The organism is Streptomyces sp. NPDC015345 (assembly GCF_043078805.1).
Taxonomy (GTDB): Bacteria; Actinomycetota; Actinomycetes; order Streptomycetales; family Streptomycetaceae; genus Streptomyces.
Genome location: NZ_JBIBTX010000002.1, coordinates 1,262,116 through 1,280,390, shown reverse-complemented (window position 1 = coordinate 1,280,390; position 18,275 = coordinate 1,262,116). Strand labels below are relative to the sequence as shown.

At 72.1% G+C, this 18,275-nt stretch carries 18 protein-coding genes; 7 read left to right on the top strand and 11 right to left on the bottom strand.

Annotation, left to right across the window (positions count from 1 at the left end):
- Positions 1–33 precede the first annotated feature (33 nt).
- The 4 genes from ACF062_RS11905 to ACF062_RS11890 all read right to left on the bottom strand — a co-directional run bounded on the left by ACF062_RS11905 (position 34) and on the right by ACF062_RS11890 (position 6,055).
- Positions 34–2,217: a 3-hydroxyacyl-CoA dehydrogenase NAD-binding domain-containing protein gene (locus ACF062_RS11905; RefSeq protein WP_392137590.1), complete on the bottom strand. Its 2,184-nt coding sequence runs from the start codon at positions 2,215–2,217 to the stop codon at positions 34–36.
- 237 nt (positions 2,218–2,454) lie between these two features.
- Positions 2,455–3,669: an acetyl-CoA C-acetyltransferase gene (locus ACF062_RS11900; protein WP_392137589.1), complete on the bottom strand. Its 1,215-nt coding sequence runs from the start codon at positions 3,667–3,669 to the stop codon at positions 2,455–2,457.
- 48 nt (positions 3,670–3,717) lie between these two features.
- Entirely contained in the window at positions 3,718–4,860 is a 1,143-nt protein-coding gene (locus ACF062_RS11895) for an acyl-CoA dehydrogenase family protein (protein ID WP_392137588.1), read from the bottom strand.
- 55 nt (positions 4,861–4,915) lie between these two features.
- Complete coding sequence (locus tag ACF062_RS11890; protein ID WP_392137587.1) at positions 4,916–6,055, bottom strand: CaiB/BaiF CoA transferase family protein; 1,140 nt, start codon at positions 6,053–6,055, stop codon at positions 4,916–4,918.
- A gap of 153 nt (positions 6,056–6,208) precedes the next feature.
- On the opposite strand from ACF062_RS11890, the gene ACF062_RS11885 reads away from it, so the two are divergent.
- Positions 6,209–6,658 (top strand): DUF523 domain-containing protein, encoded by a 450-nt coding sequence (locus tag ACF062_RS11885; protein WP_392137586.1) that lies wholly within the window; start codon positions 6,209–6,211, stop codon positions 6,656–6,658.
- 70 nt (positions 6,659–6,728) lie between these two features.
- Complete coding sequence (locus ACF062_RS11880) at positions 6,729–7,970, top strand: saccharopine dehydrogenase family protein (protein ID WP_392137585.1); 1,242 nt, start codon at positions 6,729–6,731, stop codon at positions 7,968–7,970.
- A 58-nt stretch (positions 7,971–8,028) separates the two neighbouring features.
- Here the strand turns inward: ACF062_RS11880 and ACF062_RS11875 are convergent, their stop codons facing one another.
- Positions 8,029–9,474: a glyceraldehyde-3-phosphate dehydrogenase gene (locus ACF062_RS11875; RefSeq protein ID WP_392137584.1), complete on the bottom strand. Its 1,446-nt coding sequence runs from the start codon at positions 9,472–9,474 to the stop codon at positions 8,029–8,031.
- Between the two features lie 58 nt (positions 9,475–9,532).
- Complete coding sequence (locus ACF062_RS11870) at positions 9,533–10,222, bottom strand: endonuclease V (RefSeq protein ID WP_392137583.1); 690 nt, start codon at positions 10,220–10,222, stop codon at positions 9,533–9,535.
- Between the two features lie 150 nt (positions 10,223–10,372).
- On the opposite strand from ACF062_RS11870, the gene ACF062_RS11865 reads away from it, so the two are divergent.
- The 4 genes from ACF062_RS11865 (at position 10,373) to ACF062_RS11850 (ending at position 13,210) form a co-directional block, all read left to right on the top strand.
- Positions 10,373–10,888 (top strand): hypothetical protein, encoded by a 516-nt coding sequence (locus tag ACF062_RS11865; RefSeq protein WP_392137582.1) that lies wholly within the window; start codon positions 10,373–10,375, stop codon positions 10,886–10,888.
- Between the two features lie 109 nt (positions 10,889–10,997).
- Positions 10,998–12,428: a flotillin family protein gene (locus ACF062_RS11860; RefSeq protein ID WP_392137581.1), complete on the top strand. Its 1,431-nt coding sequence runs from the start codon at positions 10,998–11,000 to the stop codon at positions 12,426–12,428.
- A gap of 13 nt (positions 12,429–12,441) precedes the next feature.
- A complete protein-coding gene (locus ACF062_RS11855; protein ID WP_392137580.1) occupies positions 12,442–12,900 on the top strand; it encodes a GNAT family N-acetyltransferase in 459 nt (152 codons plus the stop codon).
- A 10-nt stretch (positions 12,901–12,910) separates the two neighbouring features.
- The gene (locus tag ACF062_RS11850) at positions 12,911–13,210 is read left to right on the top strand and encodes a YciI family protein (RefSeq protein WP_392137579.1); all 300 of its coding nucleotides are present in this window, start codon (positions 12,911–12,913) and stop codon (positions 13,208–13,210) included.
- A 19-nt stretch (positions 13,211–13,229) separates the two neighbouring features.
- Here the strand turns inward: ACF062_RS11850 and ACF062_RS11845 are convergent, their stop codons facing one another.
- Entirely contained in the window at positions 13,230–14,357 is a 1,128-nt protein-coding gene (locus ACF062_RS11845) for a WD40/YVTN/BNR-like repeat-containing protein (protein WP_392137578.1), read from the bottom strand.
- A 213-nt stretch (positions 14,358–14,570) separates the two neighbouring features.
- On the opposite strand from ACF062_RS11845, the gene ACF062_RS11840 reads away from it, so the two are divergent.
- Positions 14,571–14,987, top strand: coding sequence for an SsgA family sporulation/cell division regulator (locus ACF062_RS11840; protein ID WP_392137577.1), 417 nt, complete (start codon positions 14,571–14,573; stop codon positions 14,985–14,987).
- Positions 14,988–15,083: 96 nt separating this feature from the next.
- Here ACF062_RS11840 and ACF062_RS11835 read toward each other — a convergent pair whose 3' ends face one another.
- The 4 genes from ACF062_RS11835 to ACF062_RS11820 all read right to left on the bottom strand — a co-directional run bounded on the left by ACF062_RS11835 (position 15,084) and on the right by ACF062_RS11820 (position 18,241).
- Positions 15,084–15,947, bottom strand: coding sequence for an isocitrate lyase/phosphoenolpyruvate mutase family protein (locus ACF062_RS11835; protein WP_392137576.1), 864 nt, complete (start codon positions 15,945–15,947; stop codon positions 15,084–15,086).
- A 75-nt stretch (positions 15,948–16,022) separates the two neighbouring features.
- Positions 16,023–16,718 carry a GPP34 family phosphoprotein gene (locus tag ACF062_RS11830; RefSeq protein WP_392137575.1) on the bottom strand — a complete coding sequence of 232 codons (696 nt, stop codon included), beginning with the start codon at positions 16,716–16,718 and terminating at the stop codon, positions 16,023–16,025.
- A gap of 163 nt (positions 16,719–16,881) precedes the next feature.
- Entirely contained in the window at positions 16,882–17,157 is a 276-nt protein-coding gene (locus tag ACF062_RS11825; protein WP_392137574.1) for a hypothetical protein, read from the bottom strand.
- 151 nt (positions 17,158–17,308) lie between these two features.
- Positions 17,309–18,241, bottom strand: a complete 933-nt coding sequence (locus ACF062_RS11820) for an SMP-30/gluconolactonase/LRE family protein (RefSeq protein ID WP_392137573.1) — start codon at positions 18,239–18,241, stop codon at positions 17,309–17,311.
- Between the last annotated feature and the right edge of the window lie 34 nt (positions 18,242–18,275).

The window sequence follows — 18,275 nt, the reverse complement described above, 5'->3', positions numbered from 1 at the left end:
AGCTGAGCCACCCCCGCGCAGGAAGCCACGAGGTCAGTCGTCGCTGAACTTCTCGCCCTTCTCCGCCTTCTCGACGAGCAGTGCGGGCGGCGTGAACCGCTCTCCGTAGCGCTCGGCCAGCTCACGCGCGCGTGCCACGAAGCCGGGGAGGCCGCCTTCGTAGCCGTTGATGTACTGGAGCACGCCGCCCGTCCAGCCGGGGAAGCCGATGCCGAGGATGGAGCCGATGTTGGCGTCGGCGACCGACGTCAGGACGCCCTCCTCCAGCAGGCGCACCGTGTCGAGCGCCTCGGAGAAGAGCATGCGCTCCTGCATGTCCTGGAACGGGATCTCGTGCCCCGGCTTGGTGAAGTGCTCGCGCAGGCCGGGCCAGAGCTTGCCGCGCTTGCCGTCCTCGTAGTCGTAGAAGCCCGCTCCCCCGCTCCTGCCGGGGCGCTCGAACTCGTCCACCATGCGGTCGATGACGGTGTCCGAGGGGTGGCCCGCCCAGGTGCCGCCCGCCTCCTCCACGGCCTTCTTCGTCTCGTTGCGGATCTTGCGGGGCAGGGTGAGGGTCAGCTCGTCCATCAGGGACAGGACCTTCGCCGGGTAGCCCGCCTGGGCCGCCGCCTGCTCGACGGAGGCGGGCTCGATGCCCTCGCCGACCATCGCGACGCCTTCGTTGATGAACTGCCCGATGACGCGCGAGGTGAAGAAGCCGCGCGAGTCGTTGACGACGATCGGCGTCTTGTTGATCTGGCGTACGAGGTCGAACGCGCGGGCGAGCGCCGCGTCGCCGGTCCGCTCGCCCTTGATGATCTCGACGAGCGGCATCTTGTCGACGGGCGAGAAGAAGTGCAGCCCGATGAAGTCGGCCGGGCGCGTGACGCCCTCGGCGAGGGTGGTGATCGGCAGGGTGGAGGTGTTGGAGCAGAGGAGCGCGTCCGACTCGACGATCTCCTGGATCTCCTGGAACACCTTGTGCTTGAGTGAGGTGTCCTCGAACACCGCCTCGATGACGGCGTCGCAGCCCGCGAGCGCCTGCGGGTCGGCGGTGGGCGTGATGCGCGCGAGCAGCGCGTCCGCCTTCTCCTGCGTCGTACGTCCGCGCTGGACGGCCTTGGCGCAGAGCTTCTCGGAGTAGCCCTTGCCCTTGGCTGCCGCCTCTTCGGAGACGTCCTTGAGGACCACCTCAATGCCCGCGCGGGCGCAGGAGTACGCGATGCCCGCGCCCATCATCCCGGCGCCGAGGACGGCGACCTTGTGGACCTGGCGTGGCTCGATGTCCTTCGGGCGGTTGGCGCCGGAGTTGACGGCCTGGAGGTCGAAGAAGAACGCCTGGATCATGTTCTTGGCGATCTGGCCGGTGACCAGCTCGGTGAAGTACCGGGCCTCGATGGTCAGCGCCGTCTCGAAGTCGACCTGGGAGCCCTCGACGGCCGCCGCGAGGATGTTGCGCGGGGCCGGGTAGGGGGCGCCCGCCGTCTGCTTCTTGAGGTTGGCGGGGAACGCGGGCAGGTTCGCCGCGAACTTGGGGTTGGCCGGGGTGCCGCCGGGGATGCGGTAGCCGGGCTTGTCCCAGGGCTGCTGCGACTCGGGGTTCGCGTCGATGAAGGCGCGGGCCTTCTCGATCATCTCCTCGCGGGTGGCGGCCACTTCGTGGACGAGGCCGTTCTCCAGGGCGCGCCTCGGGTTGTACTGGGTGCCCTGGAGGAGCACCTTCAGGAGCGCGTCCGTGATGCCCATCAGGCGTACGGTGCGGGTGACGCCGCCGCCCGCGGGGAGCAGGCCGAGGGTGACCTCGGGCAGGCCGATCTTGGAGCCGGGGGCGTCCAGGGCGACGCGGTGGTGGGAGGCGAGGGCGATCTCGTAACCGCCGCCGAGCGCCGCGCCGTTGATGGCGGCGACGACGGGCTTGCCGAGGGTCTCGATGCGGCGCAGCGACCTCTTGATGGCGTTGCCCGTCTCGAACGCCTGCTGGGCGTTCTCGGGCCCGACCTTGATCATGTCCTTGAGGTCGCCGCCCGCGAAGAAGGTCTTCTTGGCGGAGGTGTAGATGAACCCGCGGATCGCGTCCTTGTCGGCGGCAACGGCGGCCTCCGCGCGGTCGGCGATCGCGGCGATGGAGTCCTTGAACGCCTGGTTCATGGTGTTGGCGGACTGGTCGGGGTCGTCCAGGACGAGGGTGACGACACCGGTGTCGTCCTGTTCCCAGCGGATGGTCGTGCTTTCGGTCATGTCTGTGTCTCCGGGAGGTCTGTGTCGGGCGAGGGTCGGAGTCTGGGGGGGGGGCGGCTGGGTTCGTGACCGGCTGTCCGCCGGTGGGGGCTGGTCGCGCAGTTCCCCGCGCCCCTGAAGGACGCACTGCGTGCGCCTTCATGAGGCGCGGCGAAGCCGTCGCCTCAGGGGCGCGGGGAACTGCGCGAGCAACCACGACGCACCAGCGGTCGGCGACGCACCCGCACCCCTACGGCGCTACACCCGTTCCACCACCGTCGCGATGCCCATCCCGCCGCCCACACACAACGTGGCCAGCCCGTACCGCAGATCCCGCCTCTCCAGCTCATCCACGAGCGTGCCGAGGATCATCGCCCCGGTCGCCCCCAGCGGATGGCCCATGGCGATCGCGCCCCCGTTCACGTTCACCTTGTCCAGCGAAAGCCCCATGTCCTTCACGAAGCGCAGCACGACCGCCGCGAACGCCTCATTGATCTCGACGAGGTCGATGTCGTCGATGGTGAGCCCGGCCTTGGCCAGCGCCTTGCGGGTCGCGGGCGCGGGCCCGGTCAGCATGATCAGCGGCTCGGAGCCGGAGACGGCCGCCGAAACGATCCGCGCACGCGGCGCGAGGCCGTACCGCTCACCGACCTCCTTGGTGCCGACGGCGACCAGCGAGGCGCCGTCGACGATGCCGGAGGAGTTGCCCGCGTGGTGGACGTGGTCGATCTCCTCGATCCAGTGGTACTTCTGGAGCGCGACCGCGTCGAAGCCGCCCATGTCGCCGATGTCCTTGAAGGACGGCTTCAGGCCCGCGAGGGAATCGGCGGTGGTGCCGGGGCGCATGTGCTCGTCGTGGTCGAGGACGACGAGGCCGTTGCGGTCCTTGACGGGGACGACGGACCTGCCGAAGCGGCCGTCCTTCCAGGCCTCGGCGGCGCGCTCCTGGGAGAGGGCCGCGTATTCGTCGACGTCACGCCGCGAGAAGCCCTCGATGGTGGCGATGAGGTCGGCGCCGATGCCCTGCGGCGCGAAGTTGGTCTCGTAGTTCGTCATGGGGTCGGCGAACCAGGCACCGCCGTCGGAGGCCATCGGCACCCGCGACATCGACTCGACGCCACCCGCGAGGACGAGGTCCTCCCAGCCCGAACGGACCTTCATCGCGGCGAGGTTGACCGCCTCCAGACCCGAGGCACAGAAGCGGTTCTCCTGCACGCCCGCCACCGTGTCGGGCAGTCCGGCCGCGATGGCGGCGATCCGCGCGATGTCGGAGCCCTGGTCGCCGACGGGCCCGACCACGCCGAGGACGATGTCGTCGATGGCCGCCGGGTCGAGGTCGGGGAAGCGGTCCCGGATCTCGTGGATCAGGCCGACGACGAGGTCGATCGGCTTGGTGCCGTGCAGGGCACCGCTGGCCTTGCCGCGTCCGCGCGGGGTGCGGATCGCGTCGTATACGTACGCTTCGGTGGTCACGCGTGAGCCTTTCGGGGGTGTCCGGGAGGGGTGTGGAGGTGCGGGGGCTCAGTCGAGCAGGGAACGGCCGATGATCTCCTTCATGATCTCGGTCGTGCCGCCGTAGATGGTCTGGATGCGTCCGTCGGTGAAGGCCTTCGCGACGCGGTACTCCGTCATGTAGCCGTAGCCGCCGTGCAGTTGCAGACAGCGGTCGGCGACGCGCTTCTGCAGCTCGGTGGCCCACCACTTGGCCATCGACGCGTGCACCGCGTCGAGCTCGCCGTTCGAGTGATCGACGACGCACCGGTCGAGGAACGTACGGGTGACGGCGCACTCGGTGGCCATCTCCGCGATCTCGAAGCGGATGTGCTGGAGCTTGGCCAGCGGCCGCCCGAAGGCCTCGCGCTCCTTCACGTACGCCGTGGTGATCTCCAGGAGGTGCTCGGCGGCGGCGATCCCCGCCACGGCGATGCCCATGCGCTCCTGCGCGAGGTTGGTCATCAGGTGGACGAAGGCGCCGTTGAGCTCGCCGAGGAGGTTCTCCTTGGGGACACGTACGTCGTGGAAGAACAGCTCGGCGGTGTCCTGGGCCTTCTGGCCGATCTTGTCGAGGTTGCGGCCCCGCTCGAAGCCCTCCATGCCACGCTCGACGACCAGCAGGGACAGACCGTGCGCGCCGCCCTCGGGGGACGTCTTGGCGACGACGATGACGAGGTCGGCGAGGATGCCGTTCGAGATGAACGTCTTGGAGCCGTTCAGCACCCAGTGGTCGCCCCGGTCCTCGGCACTGGTGCGGATGCCCTGGAGGTCGGAGCCCGCGCCGGGCTCGGTCATCGCGATGGCCGTGATGATCTCGCCGGTGCAGAAGCCGGGCAGCCAGCGGCGCTTCTGCTCCTCGGTGGCGAGCGAGGTCAGGTAGGGGCCGATGATGTCGTTGTGCAGGCCGATCGCGAGCCCGGCGGCGCCCGCGCGCGTGAACTCCTCGGCAAGGACGGCGGAGTAGCGGAAGTCGGCGTTCCCGCCGCCGCCGTACTCCTCCGGGACGGCGAGCCCGAGCAGCCCCTGCTTGCCGGCGGCGAGCCACGCCTCGCGGGAGACGATGCCGTCCTTCTCCCACCGTTCGTAGTGCGGGAGGACCTCCTTGGCGAGGAAGGTGCGCACGGTCTCGCGGAACGCGTCGTGCTCGGCGGAGAAGAGCTGCCGTTTCATCTGTACGTGGCCTCCTGGGGCCCGGTGCGGGCCTGCCCTTGGCGGTTGACGGTCATCATGGCCGCGTCGGCCGCGTGAGGGCCGGTACGTCCCAGTCGCGGGCCACGTCGGCGGTGTCGGCCCCCGGCCGCGCGGGGCCGGTGCGCACGCGCGTGGGGGTGGCGGAGAAGCGGGGCGCGGGGGCGGGCTGGGTGATGCCGCCGTGGTCGGTGAAGGTGCCGCGGGCGGCGAGGTGGGGGTGTGCGGGTGCTTCGCGCAGGGACAGCACCGGCGCCACGCACGCGTCGGAGCTCTCGAAGACTTCCGTCCACTCGTCGCGCGTACGTTCCTTGAAGCGGGCGGCGACGGCCTCGCGCAGTTCGCCCCAGCGGGACATGTCCTTGCGGGCGGGCGCCACCTCGGTCAGGCCGAGCAGCGCGATGAACTCGTCGTAGAACTGCTGTTCCAGGGCGCCCACGGCCATGTGGCCGCCGTCGGAGGTCTCGTAGATGCCGTAGAAGGGGCAGCCGCCGTCGAGGAGATTGGCGCCGCGGCGGTCCTGCCAGCCGCCGGCCGCGAGCATGCCGTGGATCATGGCGGAGAGGTGGGACGCCCCGTCCACGATCGCGGCGTCCACGACCTGCCCCTCGCCCCCCGCGCGCGCGTGGGTGAGCGCGGCGAGGACGCCGACGACGAGGTAGAGCGAGCCGCCCGCGTAGTCGCCGACGAGGTTCGCGGGGATGGCGGGCGGCTCCCCTTCGTTGCCGATCATGCCGAGGGTGCCGGTGATGGCGATGTACGCGATGTCGTGCCCCGCGCGGGGCGCGAGCGGCCCCTCCTGGCCCCAGCCGGTCATCCGGCCGTAGACGAGCCGCGGATTGCGCGCGTGGCAGGCCTCGGGGCCGACGCCGAGGCGCTCGGCCACGCCGGGGCGGTAGCCCTCGATGAGGATGTCGGCACGTTCGGCCAGGTCGAGGACGTGCGCGGCGCCGTCGGGGGCCTTCAGGTCGACGATCACGGAGCGCTTGTTGCGGTTGGTGACGTCGTACGCCGGGTCGATGGCGAGGCCGCCGCCGCCCGGCCGGTCCACGCGTACGACGTCGGCGCCGAGGTCGGCCAGGAGCATGGCCGCGAACGGGCCGGGCCCGATGCCCGCCAGCTCCACCACACGCACCCCGGCGAGCGGACCGTTAACGCCCTTGCCCGGTACTGCCATTGAGCCCCCAGCGCTACGACACATATGACACAACTGATGTAACACCAGTGATGCTAAGAACGTGTTCCACGGTGCACAAGCCCCTGGCGAGCAAGCGCTTAGCGAATTCTGCCGCCCGCCCGTGCCCGGCCTGGCGGCGCTTAGCCTGAGGGCATGGATTCCGTACTGGTCAGCGCGTGTCTGCGAGGAGTTCCGTGCCGCTACGACGGACGCGACAAGGCCTCACCCGAACTCGACGCGGCCGTGGCGGGGCGCGAGGTCGTGTCGTTCTGCCCGGAGGCCGCGGGCGGACTGCCGACGCCGCGCCGCCCCGCCGAGCTGGTCGGCGGCGACGGGCACGACGTGCTGGACGGCAGGGCGCGGGTCGTCGAGGACACGGGGCGCGACGTGACGGCGGCGTTCGTGGACGGCGCGCGGCGGGCGCTGGCGGCCGCGTGGCGCGCCGGGTGCACCGAGGCCCTGCTGATGCCGCGCAGCCCCTCGTGCGGGCACGGGGCGGTATACGACGGGTCGTTCGGCGGGGAGTTGGTGGCGGGCGACGGAGTGACCGCGGCGCTCTTCGAACGCAACGGCATCGTGGTGCGGCCGGCCCCGGGGGTGTAGCCGCGGTGTCCGAGGGGGCAGGCTAGCCTCGGGCACCCACGACCGCCCCGGCGCACGACGGAGAGGTGCCATGACCAGTCAGCACGGCGAGAGCAGCGAGGACGACAGGGACAGCGGGAACACCGCTAGCAGTGCGAAGAGGGATCGCGCGTACGACATCGTGCTCTTCGGAGCGACCGGCTTCGTGGGGGTGCTCACCGCGGAGTACCTCGTCGCGCACGCGCCCGAGGGGCTGCGCTGGGCGCTCGCGGGGCGCGACACCGCGAAGCTGGAGAAGCTGCGCGAGCGGCTGGCCGCGCTCGACCCGGCGTGCGCCGAACTGCCTCTGGTGCGTGCCGATGTGGCGGACCCCGCCTCGCTGCGGGAGATGGCAGGCCACGCGCGCGTGGTGGCCACGACCGTCGGCCCCTACCTGACGTACGGCCAGGAACTGGTCGCCGCGTGCGCGGACGCGGGCACGGACTACGTGGACCTGACGGGTGAGCCGGAGTTCGTCGACCTCATGTATGTGCGGCACGATGCCCGCGCGCGGGAGACCGGGGCCCGCCTCGTGCACGCGTGCGGCTTCGACTCGGTCCCGCACGACCTGGGCGCGTACTTCACGGTGAAGCAGCTGCCCGAGGGCGTGCCGTTGCGGGTGGACGGGTTCGTGCGGACCAACGGGCGGTTCTCGGGCGGCACCTTTGCCTCCGCGCTGAACCAGTTCGGGCGGGGGCGGCAGATGCTGGCCGCCGCGAAGGAGCGGCGGCGCCACGAGCCCCGCCCCGTCGGCCGCAAGGCGTACGCCCCGCCGAGCCCGCCGAGGTACGCGGGTGAGGTCGGTGCCTGGGCGTTGCCGCTGCCGACGATCGACCCGCAGGTCGTGCAGCGCTCGGCCCGCGCCCTTGAGCGGTACGGACCGGACTTCCGCTACCGGCACTACGCGGCCGTGAAGACGCTGCCGATGGCCCTCGGCGGCCCGGTCGCCCTCGGCGGTCTGCTGGCGGCCGCCCAACTGCCGCCCGTGCGGGAGTGGTTGTCCGGCCGCCTCAAGCCCGGCGACGGACCGAGCAAGGAGGTCCGGGACCGGACGTGGTTCTCGGTGCGGTTCGTCGGCGAGGGCGGCGGCAAGCGTGTCTTCACCGAGGTCTCGGGCGGCGACCCGGGGTACGACGAGACGGCGAAGATGCTGGCCGAGTCGGCGCTGTGCCTCGCGCTCGACGAGCTTCCGGCGGCCGCGGGGCAGGTCACCACGGCCGAGGCGATGGGCGACGCGCTCATCGCGCGCCTGGACGCGGCGGGACTCACCTTCCGGGTCGCCTCGGTGCGCTGAGCGGAGTCGGGTGCCCCGCCCCGCGCGGGGCGGGGCACCCATGAGGATCACGTGCGGATCAGGCGCCCGGCACCGGGTACGTCGGGTACTCCACCCCGGAGACGTGCTGGACGACGCGGATGACCTGGCACGAGTAGCCGAACTCGTTGTCGTACCAGAGGTAGAGGATCGCGTTGTCGCCGTCGACCTTGGTCGCGCCCGCGTCGACGATCGAGGCGTGGCGCGAGCCGATGAAGTCGTTGGAGACCGCGTCGGGGGCGCTGGTGAAGTCGATCTGGCGCTTGAGCGGCGAGGTGAGCGACACCTCGCGGAGGTAGTCGAGGACTTCCTCGCGGGTGGCCTCGCGGCCGAGCGTGAGGCTCAGGATGGCGATCGAGACGTCCGGCACCGGGACGCGGATCGAGCTGCCGGTGATGGGCGCCTTGAGGTCCGGCAGCGCCTTGGCGACGGCGGAGGCGGCACCGGTCTCGGTGATCACCATGTTGAGCGGCGCCGAGCGGCCGCGGCGGTCCGCCTTGTGGTAGTTGTCCAGGAGGTTCTGGTCGTTGGTGAACGAGTGGATGGTCTCCACATGGCCGCGCAGCACGCCGTACTCGTCCGCCATCGCCTTCAGCGGCGGGACGATCGCGTTGGTGGTGCAGGAGGCGCAGGACAGGATCCGCTCGTCGGGCTTGATCATGTCGTGGTTGACGCCGTGCACGATGTTGGGCACGTCGCCCTTGCCGGGGGCGGTCAGGACGACCTTGTCGACACCGGGGCGCAGATGCTTCGAGAGGCCCTCGCGGTCGCGCCACTTGCCGGTGTTGTCGATGAGGATGGCGTCCTTGATGCCGTACGCCGTGTAGTCGACCTCGGAGGGGTCGTTGGCGTAGATCACCTTGATCTCGTTGCCGTTGGCGATGATCGTGCTGTTCGCCTCGTCCACGGTGATCGTGCCCTGGAACTGGCCGTGGATGGAGTCGCGGCGCAGCAGGGAGGCGCGCTTGACGATGTCCTGTGCGCCGCCCTGGCGGACGACGATCGCGCGCAGCCGCAGGCCGTTGCCGGAGCCGGCCTTCTCGATGAGGAGGCGGGCGACGAGGCGGCCGATGCGGCCGAAGCCGTAGAGGACGACGTCGCGGCCCTGGCGGCACTCGATCTTGTTCTCACCCGTGGCGCCGGCGACGGCCTCGGCGGTGAAGTCCGCCACCGACAGGCCGCGGTCGTCGGTCTTGTACGTCGCGGCGAGCATGCCGATGTCGATCTGCGACGGGCCGAGGTCGAGCGCCGTCAGAGCCTGGAGGAAGGGCAGCGTCTCGGTGACCGACAGTTCCGCGCCGGCGATCTGCCGGGCGAAGCGGTGAGTCTTGAGGATGCTGACCACCGACTTGTTCACCAGGGAGCGGCTGTGCAGCAGGATCGTCACGTCCCGCTCGCGGTGCAGCTTCCCGATGAGCGGGATCATCGACTCCGCGATCTCCTCGCGGTGCTTCCAGTTGGTGAACGAGTCGTCGTTGACAGTCACAGGTTTCTCTTTCGAGCTAGGCGGCGCTCATATGCTAACCCGCTCCTGTTTTGATCGTTCAACCGGTCGCTTCCCGCAGCGCCGACCGGCACAGGGCGTCCGCGCGGCGGGTGGTTTCCGGCAGGCGGTAGAGAGGGGTGAGACGCAGGGCGTGGGCGCACGCGCCCGCCAGCGTCACCCGGTGGCCCACCGACACGAAGACCGGTTTCACGCCCTCGCGGGTGCGCAGCGCACGGCCCACCTCCTCCGCGCCGTCGAGGAGGGGTGAGGCGCTTCCGCGCGGGGCGGCCGGAGCCTCGTAGGAGAAGGTGAACGGGTTCTTGGCGACGCCCATCGTCGCGAGGCCCGTCAGAACGCCGAGGTGGCTGGCGAGGCCGAAGCGGCGCGGGTGCGCCACGCCGTAGCCGTCGCAGACGACGAGGCCCGGGTCGGCCCTGAGGCCCCGCAGCGCGGTCAGCACGGTGGGGATCTCGCGGAAGGCCAGCAGTCCGGGCACGTAGGGGAACGCCACCGTGCCGACCGCCGTCGCCTCCTCGACCACGTCGAGCGTGGCCGCGTCGAGCACGACGACGGCCGCGGCGACGATGTCCCGCTCGTCGTCGTACGCGACGTCGACCCCGGTCACGTGTCCGGTGCCGGGCGGCGGGCCGGGTTCGTCGAGGACGACGCGGGTCCGCAGTTCGTCCTGGACGGCGCGTGCCGTCTTCTCGTCGGTGGGCCAGTCCCGGGGCAGTGAGCAATCGATCATGGTGCGGCCCAGCCTAGTGGGGCGCCCCTCGGCGCCGACCGGCATTAAGGACGCGTAAAGATTGCCGGAAGCAGGCAGTGTGAGCGGCCGTACCAGCATGCCAGGATCCTTCCGTACCGAGGTGAACGGCATGACGGGGGAAGTGGTCCGATGACGGTCTTTCTGGGTCTCGGCATCGCGGGCATCGTGCTGCTGGTGCTCTCGCTCGTCCTCGACGGAGTGCTCGAAGGGCTCTTCGAGGGAGCGGGCGTGCTGGACGGGCTCTTCGACGGGCTCCTTTCACTGCCGGTCGTCGCCGGGTTCGTGTCGATGCTCGGCTTCGGGGGAGCGATCGTGCTCGGTACGACGGGTCTCGGCGCGGGTCCCGCCACTGCGGCGGGGACCTGCGCCGGGGCCGGGGCCGGCTGGCTCACACTGAGACTGACCCGCGCCTTGATGCGCGACCAGAGCGCGCCCACACCGCGCGGCGGCGACCTCGTCGGCACCGCGGGCTCCGTCGTCACCGCCATCCCGGCCGACGGCTACGGCGAGGTGCTGCTGCGCCTCGGGGGCCAGCCCGTGAAGTTCGCGGCGCGCAGCAGCGTGGCCGTGGCGCGGGGCGCCGAGGTCTGGGTCGACGCGTCGCTCTCGCCGACCTCGGTGACCGTACGGCCCGTGGAGCGCTGACCCCGCGCCCGTACCGGACACCACAGCACTGCACCGCACCGCACTGCACTGCGCCGACCACCATCACGTAACCGATCTGCCGTCCCCGGGTGGCAGGGGGGAATGCACCATGAGTCCAGTCCTGACCGCCGTCATCGGCGTCGTCGTACTCGTCGTCCTGCTGGCGCTCGTCGTCATCACGCGCTACAAGGTCGCGGGGCCCAGCGAGGCCTTCATCGTGACCGGGCGGCGCGGCAAGAGGTCCACCGATCCCGACACCGGCCGTGTCATGACCGACAACAGCGGCCAGAAGGTCGTGGTCGGCGGTGGCGTCTTCGTCGTGCCGTTCGTGCAGCAGAAGTTCACGCTCGACCTGTCCTCGCGGCACATCCCGATCGCGGTGCGCGGCGCCGTCACACTGCGCGGCGTGAAGGCCAACCTCGAAGGCGTCGCCATCGTGAAGGTCGGCGGCACCGAGGACTCCATACGCGCCGCCGCGCAGCGCTTCCTCGTGCAGCAGGACGGCATCGTCGGCTTCACCCAGGAGGTGCTCTCCGGAGCACTGCGTTCCATCGTGGGGCGCATGTCGGTGGAGGACATCATCCGTGACCGCGCCGCCTTCGCCGGGCAGGTCGCCGAGGAGGCCGAGGCCAGCCTCTCCGGGCAGGGCCTGGTCCTGGACGCCTTCCAGATCCAGGACATCACCACCGAGGGCTCCTACCTGGAGGACCTCGGCCGCCCCGAGGCCGCCCGCGCCAAGCAGGAGGCGGACATCGCCGAGGCCGTGGCGCGCCGCGCCGCCGAGCAGGCGCGGCTGAAGGCCGAGGAGGAGATCGCGATCGCCCAGCGGACGTTCGCGCTCAAGCAGGCCGAGATCAAGGCCGAGACGGATGAGGCGGCGGCACGGGCCGGCGCCGCGGGCCCGCTCGCCGAGGCCGCGCGGCAGCAGGACGTCCTGACCGAGCAGGAGAAGGTCGCCCAGCGCCAGGCCGCCCTGACCGACAGCGAGTTGGACACCAAGGTCCGCAAGCCCGCCGACGCCGCGCGCTACCAGGCCGAGCAGGAGGCGGAGGCCCGCAGGATCGCCCTGGTCAAGCAGGCCGAGGCCGACGCGCAGCGGGCCCGTCTCACCGGTGAGGGCGAGAAGGCGCACCGTGCCGCGCTCGCCGACGCCGTACGCCTGGAGGGCGAGGCCGAGGCCGCCGCGATCGGCGCGAAGGGTGCCGCCGAGGCGGAGGCGATGCGCAAGAAGGCCGACGCGTTCGCGCAGTACGGTGACGCCGCCGTCCTCCAGATGGTCGTCGAGGTCCTGCCGAGCGTGGTCGCGAAGGCGTCCGAGCCGCTCAGCGCGGTGGACAAGATGACGGTGATCTCCACGGACGGGGCGAGCCAGCTCTCCCGCACGGTCGCCGGCAACGTGGCCCAGGGCATCGAACTGCTCGGCTCCACCACGGGAGTCGATTTCGCCGAGCTGCTGCGGGGCATCACCGGCGGCAAGGCCCCGGCCCCCGCCGAGGCCGCTCCCACCTCGGTCAACGGCAGGATCGACGTCACCGACTAGGCATACTGCCGCCATGAGTTGGAACCTGCGCCCCGCGAGGACGGCGGACATAGAGATCATCGCGGAGCTGCGCGCGACGGTGATGCGGGCGGATCTGGAGCGGCTCGGCCGGTTCGATCCGCACCGCGTGCGCCGGCGGCTGCGGGACTCCTTCTCCGCGGAGCAAACCTCGGTGATCGAGACGGACGGCGCCTTCGCGGGGTGCGTCACCCTGCGCCCCGCCGAGGGCGGCCACTGGCTCGAACACTTCTATCTGGCCCCGCACCGGCAAGGGCGGGGCCTCGGCTCCGCCGTCCTCGGCACGCTGCTCGAGCGCACCGACGCGGAGGGCTCCACCGTCCGCCTGGACGTGCTGCGGGGCAGCGCGGCCCGGCGGCTGTACGAGCGGCACGGGTTCACGGTGGAGGACGAGGATCCGGTGGACGTGTTCATGGTGCGGGCGCCCCGGGCCGCCGCCGGGTGCCCCGGGTAGCCTCGCGATCATGTTCATTCTCGAATTGACCTACACCGCCCCGGTCTCCGCCGTCGACGAGCAGCTGGCCGCCCATGTGGCCTGGCTCGACGAGCTGTACGAGGCCGGGGTCTTCATCGCCTCCGGACGCAAGAACCCCCGGGACGGCGGCGTGATCATCGCCGTCGCGGAGGACCGCGCGCGGATCGAGGAGATCACCGCCGCGGACCCGTTCGTGCTGGCCGGCGTCTGCGCGTATCGCATCACGGAGTTCTACGCGACGAAGACGGCACCGGCGCTCGCCCCGTACCGCGAGGAACTGCCCTCCTGACCACGACCGGGGTCCTGTCTCAGCGGGGCTCCAGGCGGGCGATCCTGCCCTTCTCGCCGGACGCCCAGCAGCCGCGGTCCCCGGCGCAGTCGACGGTGTCGAACGACCCCGCGTCGACCGTCCGCCAGCTCCGCCCGCCGTCCCTCGTGACGTCGGTGCCCGTGGGGCCGACCGCGAGGGCCGTGGCACGGCTGTGCGGGAACCACGCGACCCCCGAGCGGTATGCGGGCGGCGGGCGTCCGGCCGGGGTCCAGGTGCGGCCGCCGTCCCCGGTGACCGCGGCCGCCTCGGGCGAGGCCTGTCCTGGCCGGTAGTCGCCGCCGACCGCGATGCCGTGCGTGCGGTCGCGGAAGGCGAGGCCGAAGACGCCGCGGGCCGGGTCGTCCGCCGGGATCGGCGCGTCGGTGGCCGTCCAGGTCAGGCCCCGGTCGGCGGAGTGCAGGACACGCGCGCGTGCCGCCCCGCCCGTGGCCAGCCACACGTCGCGCGGCCCGGAGGCGACCAGGCACTGGCCGCTCGCCGCGAAGGCCGCCTCGCCCTCCTGCGCCGCCGGCATGCCGGCGCTCGGCAGGACCTTCCAGGAGCGGCCGCCGTCGGCCGTGGACAGGATCCGGTACTTCCCGTCGACCGGGTCGCTCATCGCCAGGCCGTGGCGGCGGTCGAAGAACGTCATGCAGTCGTAGAACGCCTTGGCGTCGGTGTTGCGGAAGGACTCCGTCCAGGTCGCGCCGCCGTCGTCGGTGCGCAGCACGCGGGAGGCCTCGCCCTCGCCGATGGCGAGCACCACCGCGCGCCGGCCGTCGAAGGCCTCCACGTCCCGCAGTTCGAGACCGGCGCCTCCCGGTGGGGACACATCGCGCCAGGTCCTGCCGCCGTCCGAGGTGCGCAGCACGGTCCCGTTGGTTCCCGCCACCCAGGCCCTGTCACGGCTGACGGCGGCGAGGCCTCGGAAGCGGGCGTCCGTGCCGCTGTCCTTGAGCCGCCAGCTCAGGCCCTTGCCAGGGGCGGCCCCGGGCCCGGCAGTGCTCGTGGTGGTCCCCGTGGTCGCGGTGGCGGGGGCCGTCGGCACGGCCGCGGCCAGTGCCGCCCCGCACAGTCCCACCAGCACCGCACGACGCATCGACTTCGACTTCCCCATGGCCCTCATGGCGGGCGAAGCTAGCCGACCCGCCGGGCCTCGTCCAGATGGCCTGAAGGCGTCCCCTGCACGACCGGCTCCGGGAACCGCGGGCGCTCCCACGGTGTCGCGGTGACAGAGGTCACTCGGTCTCACCCGCCTTTCGTGTGCACGGATCGCGTCATTCCGTCGTCTATTCAAGTGCCGACCCCAGTCGTCCAGCAGTCAGTGAGGGAGCAGGCGTTGTCCACCGTCATCGAGCAAGCCGTAGAGGCCCGCCTGGTCGCCGCCGCGCCGCGGATGCCGACCATTCCCGCAACGCTCCACTACGACCGGCGCGACCCCTTCGCCGTACGGATGAGCTTTCCCGCCCCGGCGACGCTGGAGGGCGTCGAGGTGTACTGGACCTTCGCCCGCGAACTGCTCACGGACGGCGTGGAGCGCGCGGTGGGCGACGGCGACGTGCGGGTGCGACCGTACGGCTTCGACCGCACGGTCGTGGAGTTCCACGCGCCCGAGGGCACCGCGATCGTCCACATCCGCACCGGGGAGCTCCGCCGCTTCCTGCGCCGTACGACGGCCCTGGTGCCGGTCGGCCAGGAGCACCACCACGTCGACCTGGACCAGGACCTGGCCGAGCTGATGCGGGACGCGTGCTGAGGCGCTGACGCCCATGCCGGTGAGCGCCCGCCCCACGGGGCCTCTCACGGTCCGCCCCACCGGGTCTCCCCCGGCCCGCCCCATCGGGTGCCTCCCTCAGGCGCCGCCGAGCAGCGAGTTGAGCTCCCCGTAGTCGAGGCCGCCCGCGAGCGGCCCGTACGTCCCCTTCGACAGCAGCTCCAGCGCGGCCTCCCGGACGACGGCGTGCGCGGCCTGGGCGATGCCGGAGCCGACGCTGACCCGCGCGACCCCGAGCGCGGCGAGCTCCGCGACGGACGGTGCCCCCGGCCCCGCCATCACGTTGAGCGGCCCCTGGACGCCCGCAACGAGCGCCCCGACCGTCTCCGGGTCCACGGCGCCGGGCACGAAGATCCCGTCCGCTCCCGCCTCCCGATAGGCCGCGGCCCGCTCCAGGGTGAGCGCCAGCCGGTCCGCCGGCTCCCCCACGCCCCGCAGATACGTGTCCACGCGCGCGTTGACGAACAGCGGCACGCCCGCCGCGTCCGCCGCCTCGCGGGCCGCGGCGATCCGCTCCACCTGCCCCGCCACCGGCCTCAGCGGCGCGTGCCCCTCGTACGCGGCGCGGGCAGTGTCTGCGGCGTCTGCGGCGTCTTCGATGTTCACGCCCACCGCCCCCGCCGCCAGCACCGCCCGCACCGTCTCGGCGACGCCTGCCGGGTCCGCGGCATAGCCGCTCTCGATGTCGGCGGTCACCGGCACCTCCACCGCCGCGGCGATCGTGGCCACGGCGTGGAGCGCGCGGTCCCTGTCGAGCCGGTCGCCGTCGGCGGCACCGAGGTCCCAGGCGACGCCCGCGCTGGTGGTGGCGATCGCCGGGGCTCCCGCGGCCGCGATGATCCGGGCGCTGGCGGCGTCCCAGGCGTTGGCGAGCACGAGGGGGCGGCCGGCGGTGTGCAGGGCGTGGAAGGCGAGGGCGGCGTCATGGAGGTTCGTCGTCATGCGGCGTACTCAATCAACGCCGCACGCCCGGGGTCTGGCGAGAATCCGACATCTGCGTCGGGGGCCGCAGTGGTCTCAGTCGCCGCCTCCGTCACCGCCGCTCGACGAACGCGCCATCTCGGCGGACGTGACCGCCGAGGCGTGCGCCTTGCGCAGGTTCCGCATCAGCGTCCGCAGCTCCGGGTCGTCGCCGCCCGCGCGGTCGGTCAGCTCGGCCAGCCGGTCCTTGTACCGCCTGCGGTCCTTGGCGCCGACGAAGGTGCGCACCTTGCCGGTGGCCGCGCACACGACGAGGGCCGCGTCGCCGGGCGACACCTCCGTGACGGGCCGCTGAGCACGGAGTACCGCCAGCGCGTCCGTTCGTAGGGCCTCGGCGTGTCCGGTGCGCTCCAGGACCCACCGTCGGGAGGGGAAGAGGGCGAGGACCCGCCTGCGCTCCTCCCGCAGATGGCCTTCGGCCGCGAGCTGGTCGCGGACCGCGGCGAGGGTGGTGCGGGAGCGGTACGTCATCCAGCCCCGCCACTTGCGCGGCTTCGACCGCTCGACGAGGTCGAGGAGGGCGTCGAGCACCACGTCTCCGGTGCGGGCGCCGGTGGCTGGGGTGACGACGACCCCGCCCGCTTCGCCGAGCACGCGGCGCTGGGCGAGTTCGGCCAGGGCGCCCGTGCGGACGGCGAGGTGGAGGTCGGGGCCGCCGGTGAACTTGCCCCGGTCCGTGTCCCACGCCAGCAGGAGGATCCGGGCGGGCAGGGACAGTGTGCCGTGGTGCACGGCGCCTCCTCGTCGGCGTCGCCGACGCCTCGGGCGGCGATCGGCGGCCGCCGCTTGTGCTCGGTGAGCCGGTAATGGTGACGATAGCCGCGGCGGCGCCATCCGCCACCGGTCCGCCCCCAGGGAGTCGTCGATGACGTTGCTGCCTTCCGTGCCGTCGGTGTCATCGCGGGAGACCCCGATCGCCTCGTCGTCCGGCGTGCCCGGCGCCAGGTCTCCGGATCCGCCGCCGGGACGTTCTCGACCGGCGCGGACGGCGGCGCGCCGAGGGCCCGTGGCACACGGCCTGCACCCGCCGCTTGGCGAGACCGGCGCGCGGCACGGCGTCCGCGCCGCCGTCGCCGAACTTGGGCGAAGAACCCGGAGACCGCATCGGCGGCGTGGTCCGGCCGACCACCAGGCTCTCGTGCGCGCCCGCCACCGCGTACTGGGCGGTCATGCGCCGGTGGGCCTTGAGTCGCCGTGGACGAAGTCCTGGCGGCGCGGTCCCCCGGAAGAGCGCGCCGCCGGCCGGCAGCGCGTCAGGGAAGGCCCGCGGTCAGGGAAGGCCCGACGCCCTGGGTCGGCGCGAGGTCAGGGGCGGCCCGAGGTCAGGGCCGGCGCGGCACCCGCGGCTGGCCGGTGATTCCCATCACCAGTGAGTACAGCGAGGTCGTCGCGGTGATGAAGAGGCGGTTGTTCTTGGGGCCGCCGAAAGCGATGTTGGAGACCGGCTCGGGAATGTTCAGGCGGCCGATGAGCGTCCCGTCCGGGGCGTAGCAGTGCACGCCGCCCTCCATGGCCGCCGCCCACAGCCGGCCGCCGTCGTCGAAACGGATGTTGTCGAAGCTGCCCACGCCGTCCGTGACGCGGGCGAAGACCTCGCCGTCGGAGAGCGTCCCGTCGTCGCGGACGTCGAAGACGCGGATGACCTGGGCCCGCGTGTCGGAGACGTACAACTGCCGCTCGTCGGGCGAGAAGACGAGTCCGTTCGGCGCCTCGAAGCAGTCGGCGACCAGACGCACCTCCCCCGTCTTCGGGTCGATCCGGTAGACGTTCAGACCGTCGAGTTCGCGCTCGGCGCGGAAGCCCTCGTAGTCACTGGTGATCCCGAAGTCGGGGTCGGAGAACCACACCGAGCCGTCGGAGCGTACGACGGCGTCGTTCGGGCTGTTGAGCCGCTTGCCGTCATAGCGGTCGGCGAGCACGGTCACCGTGCCGTCGGGCTCGGTGCGGGTGACCCGGCGGTTGCCCTGCTCGCAGGAGATCAGGCGGCCCTCACGGTCAAGTGTGTTGCCGTTGCTGTGCCCGGCCTGGCGGCGGAAGACCGAGACGGCCCCGGTCTCCTCGTCCCAGCGCAGCATGCGGTCGTTGGGGATGTCGCTCCAGATCAGCTGGCGCCAGGCGGGGAGGTAGAGCGGCCCTTCGGCCCAGCGGCAGCCGCCGTGCAGCTTCTCGAGGCGGTCGTCGCCGCTGGCACATTTCCCGGTACGGAACCGGTCGTCCAGGACCTCGTACAGCGTGGCGTCATTGGAACCGGACATGCGTACCCCCAAGCGTGCTGCGACTGAATGTCGT

Bases quoted from the DNA above. Each gene is read 5' to 3' on its own strand.
- ACF062_RS11905 (WP_392137590.1), bottom strand. From the start codon at position 2,217: ATGACCGAAAGCACGACCATCCGCTGGGAACAGGACGACACCGGTGTC.
- ACF062_RS11895 (WP_392137588.1), bottom strand. From the start codon at position 4,860: ATGAAACGGCAGCTCTTCTCCGCCGAGCACGACGCGTTCCGCGAGACC.
- ACF062_RS11890 (WP_392137587.1), bottom strand. From the start codon at position 6,055: ATGGCAGTACCGGGCAAGGGCGTTAACGGTCCGCTCGCCGGGGTGCGT.
- ACF062_RS11885 (WP_392137586.1), top strand. From the start codon at position 6,209: ATGGATTCCGTACTGGTCAGCGCGTGTCTGCGAGGAGTTCCGTGCCGC.
- ACF062_RS11880 (WP_392137585.1), top strand. From the start codon at position 6,729: ATGACCAGTCAGCACGGCGAGAGCAGCGAGGACGACAGGGACAGCGGG.
- ACF062_RS11870 (WP_392137583.1), bottom strand. From the start codon at position 10,222: ATGATCGATTGCTCACTGCCCCGGGACTGGCCCACCGACGAGAAGACG.
- ACF062_RS11865 (WP_392137582.1), top strand. From the start codon at position 10,373: ATGACGGTCTTTCTGGGTCTCGGCATCGCGGGCATCGTGCTGCTGGTG.
- ACF062_RS11860 (WP_392137581.1), top strand. From the start codon at position 10,998: ATGAGTCCAGTCCTGACCGCCGTCATCGGCGTCGTCGTACTCGTCGTC.
- ACF062_RS11855 (WP_392137580.1), top strand. From the start codon at position 12,442: ATGAGTTGGAACCTGCGCCCCGCGAGGACGGCGGACATAGAGATCATC.
- ACF062_RS11850 (WP_392137579.1), top strand. From the start codon at position 12,911: ATGTTCATTCTCGAATTGACCTACACCGCCCCGGTCTCCGCCGTCGAC.
- ACF062_RS11845 (WP_392137578.1), bottom strand. From the start codon at position 14,357: ATGAGGGCCATGGGGAAGTCGAAGTCGATGCGTCGTGCGGTGCTGGTG.
- ACF062_RS11835 (WP_392137576.1), bottom strand. From the start codon at position 15,947: ATGACGACGAACCTCCATGACGCCGCCCTCGCCTTCCACGCCCTGCAC.
- ACF062_RS11825 (WP_392137574.1), bottom strand. From the start codon at position 17,157: ATGACCGCCCAGTACGCGGTGGCGGGCGCGCACGAGAGCCTGGTGGTC.
- ACF062_RS11820 (WP_392137573.1), bottom strand. From the start codon at position 18,241: ATGTCCGGTTCCAATGACGCCACGCTGTACGAGGTCCTGGACGACCGG.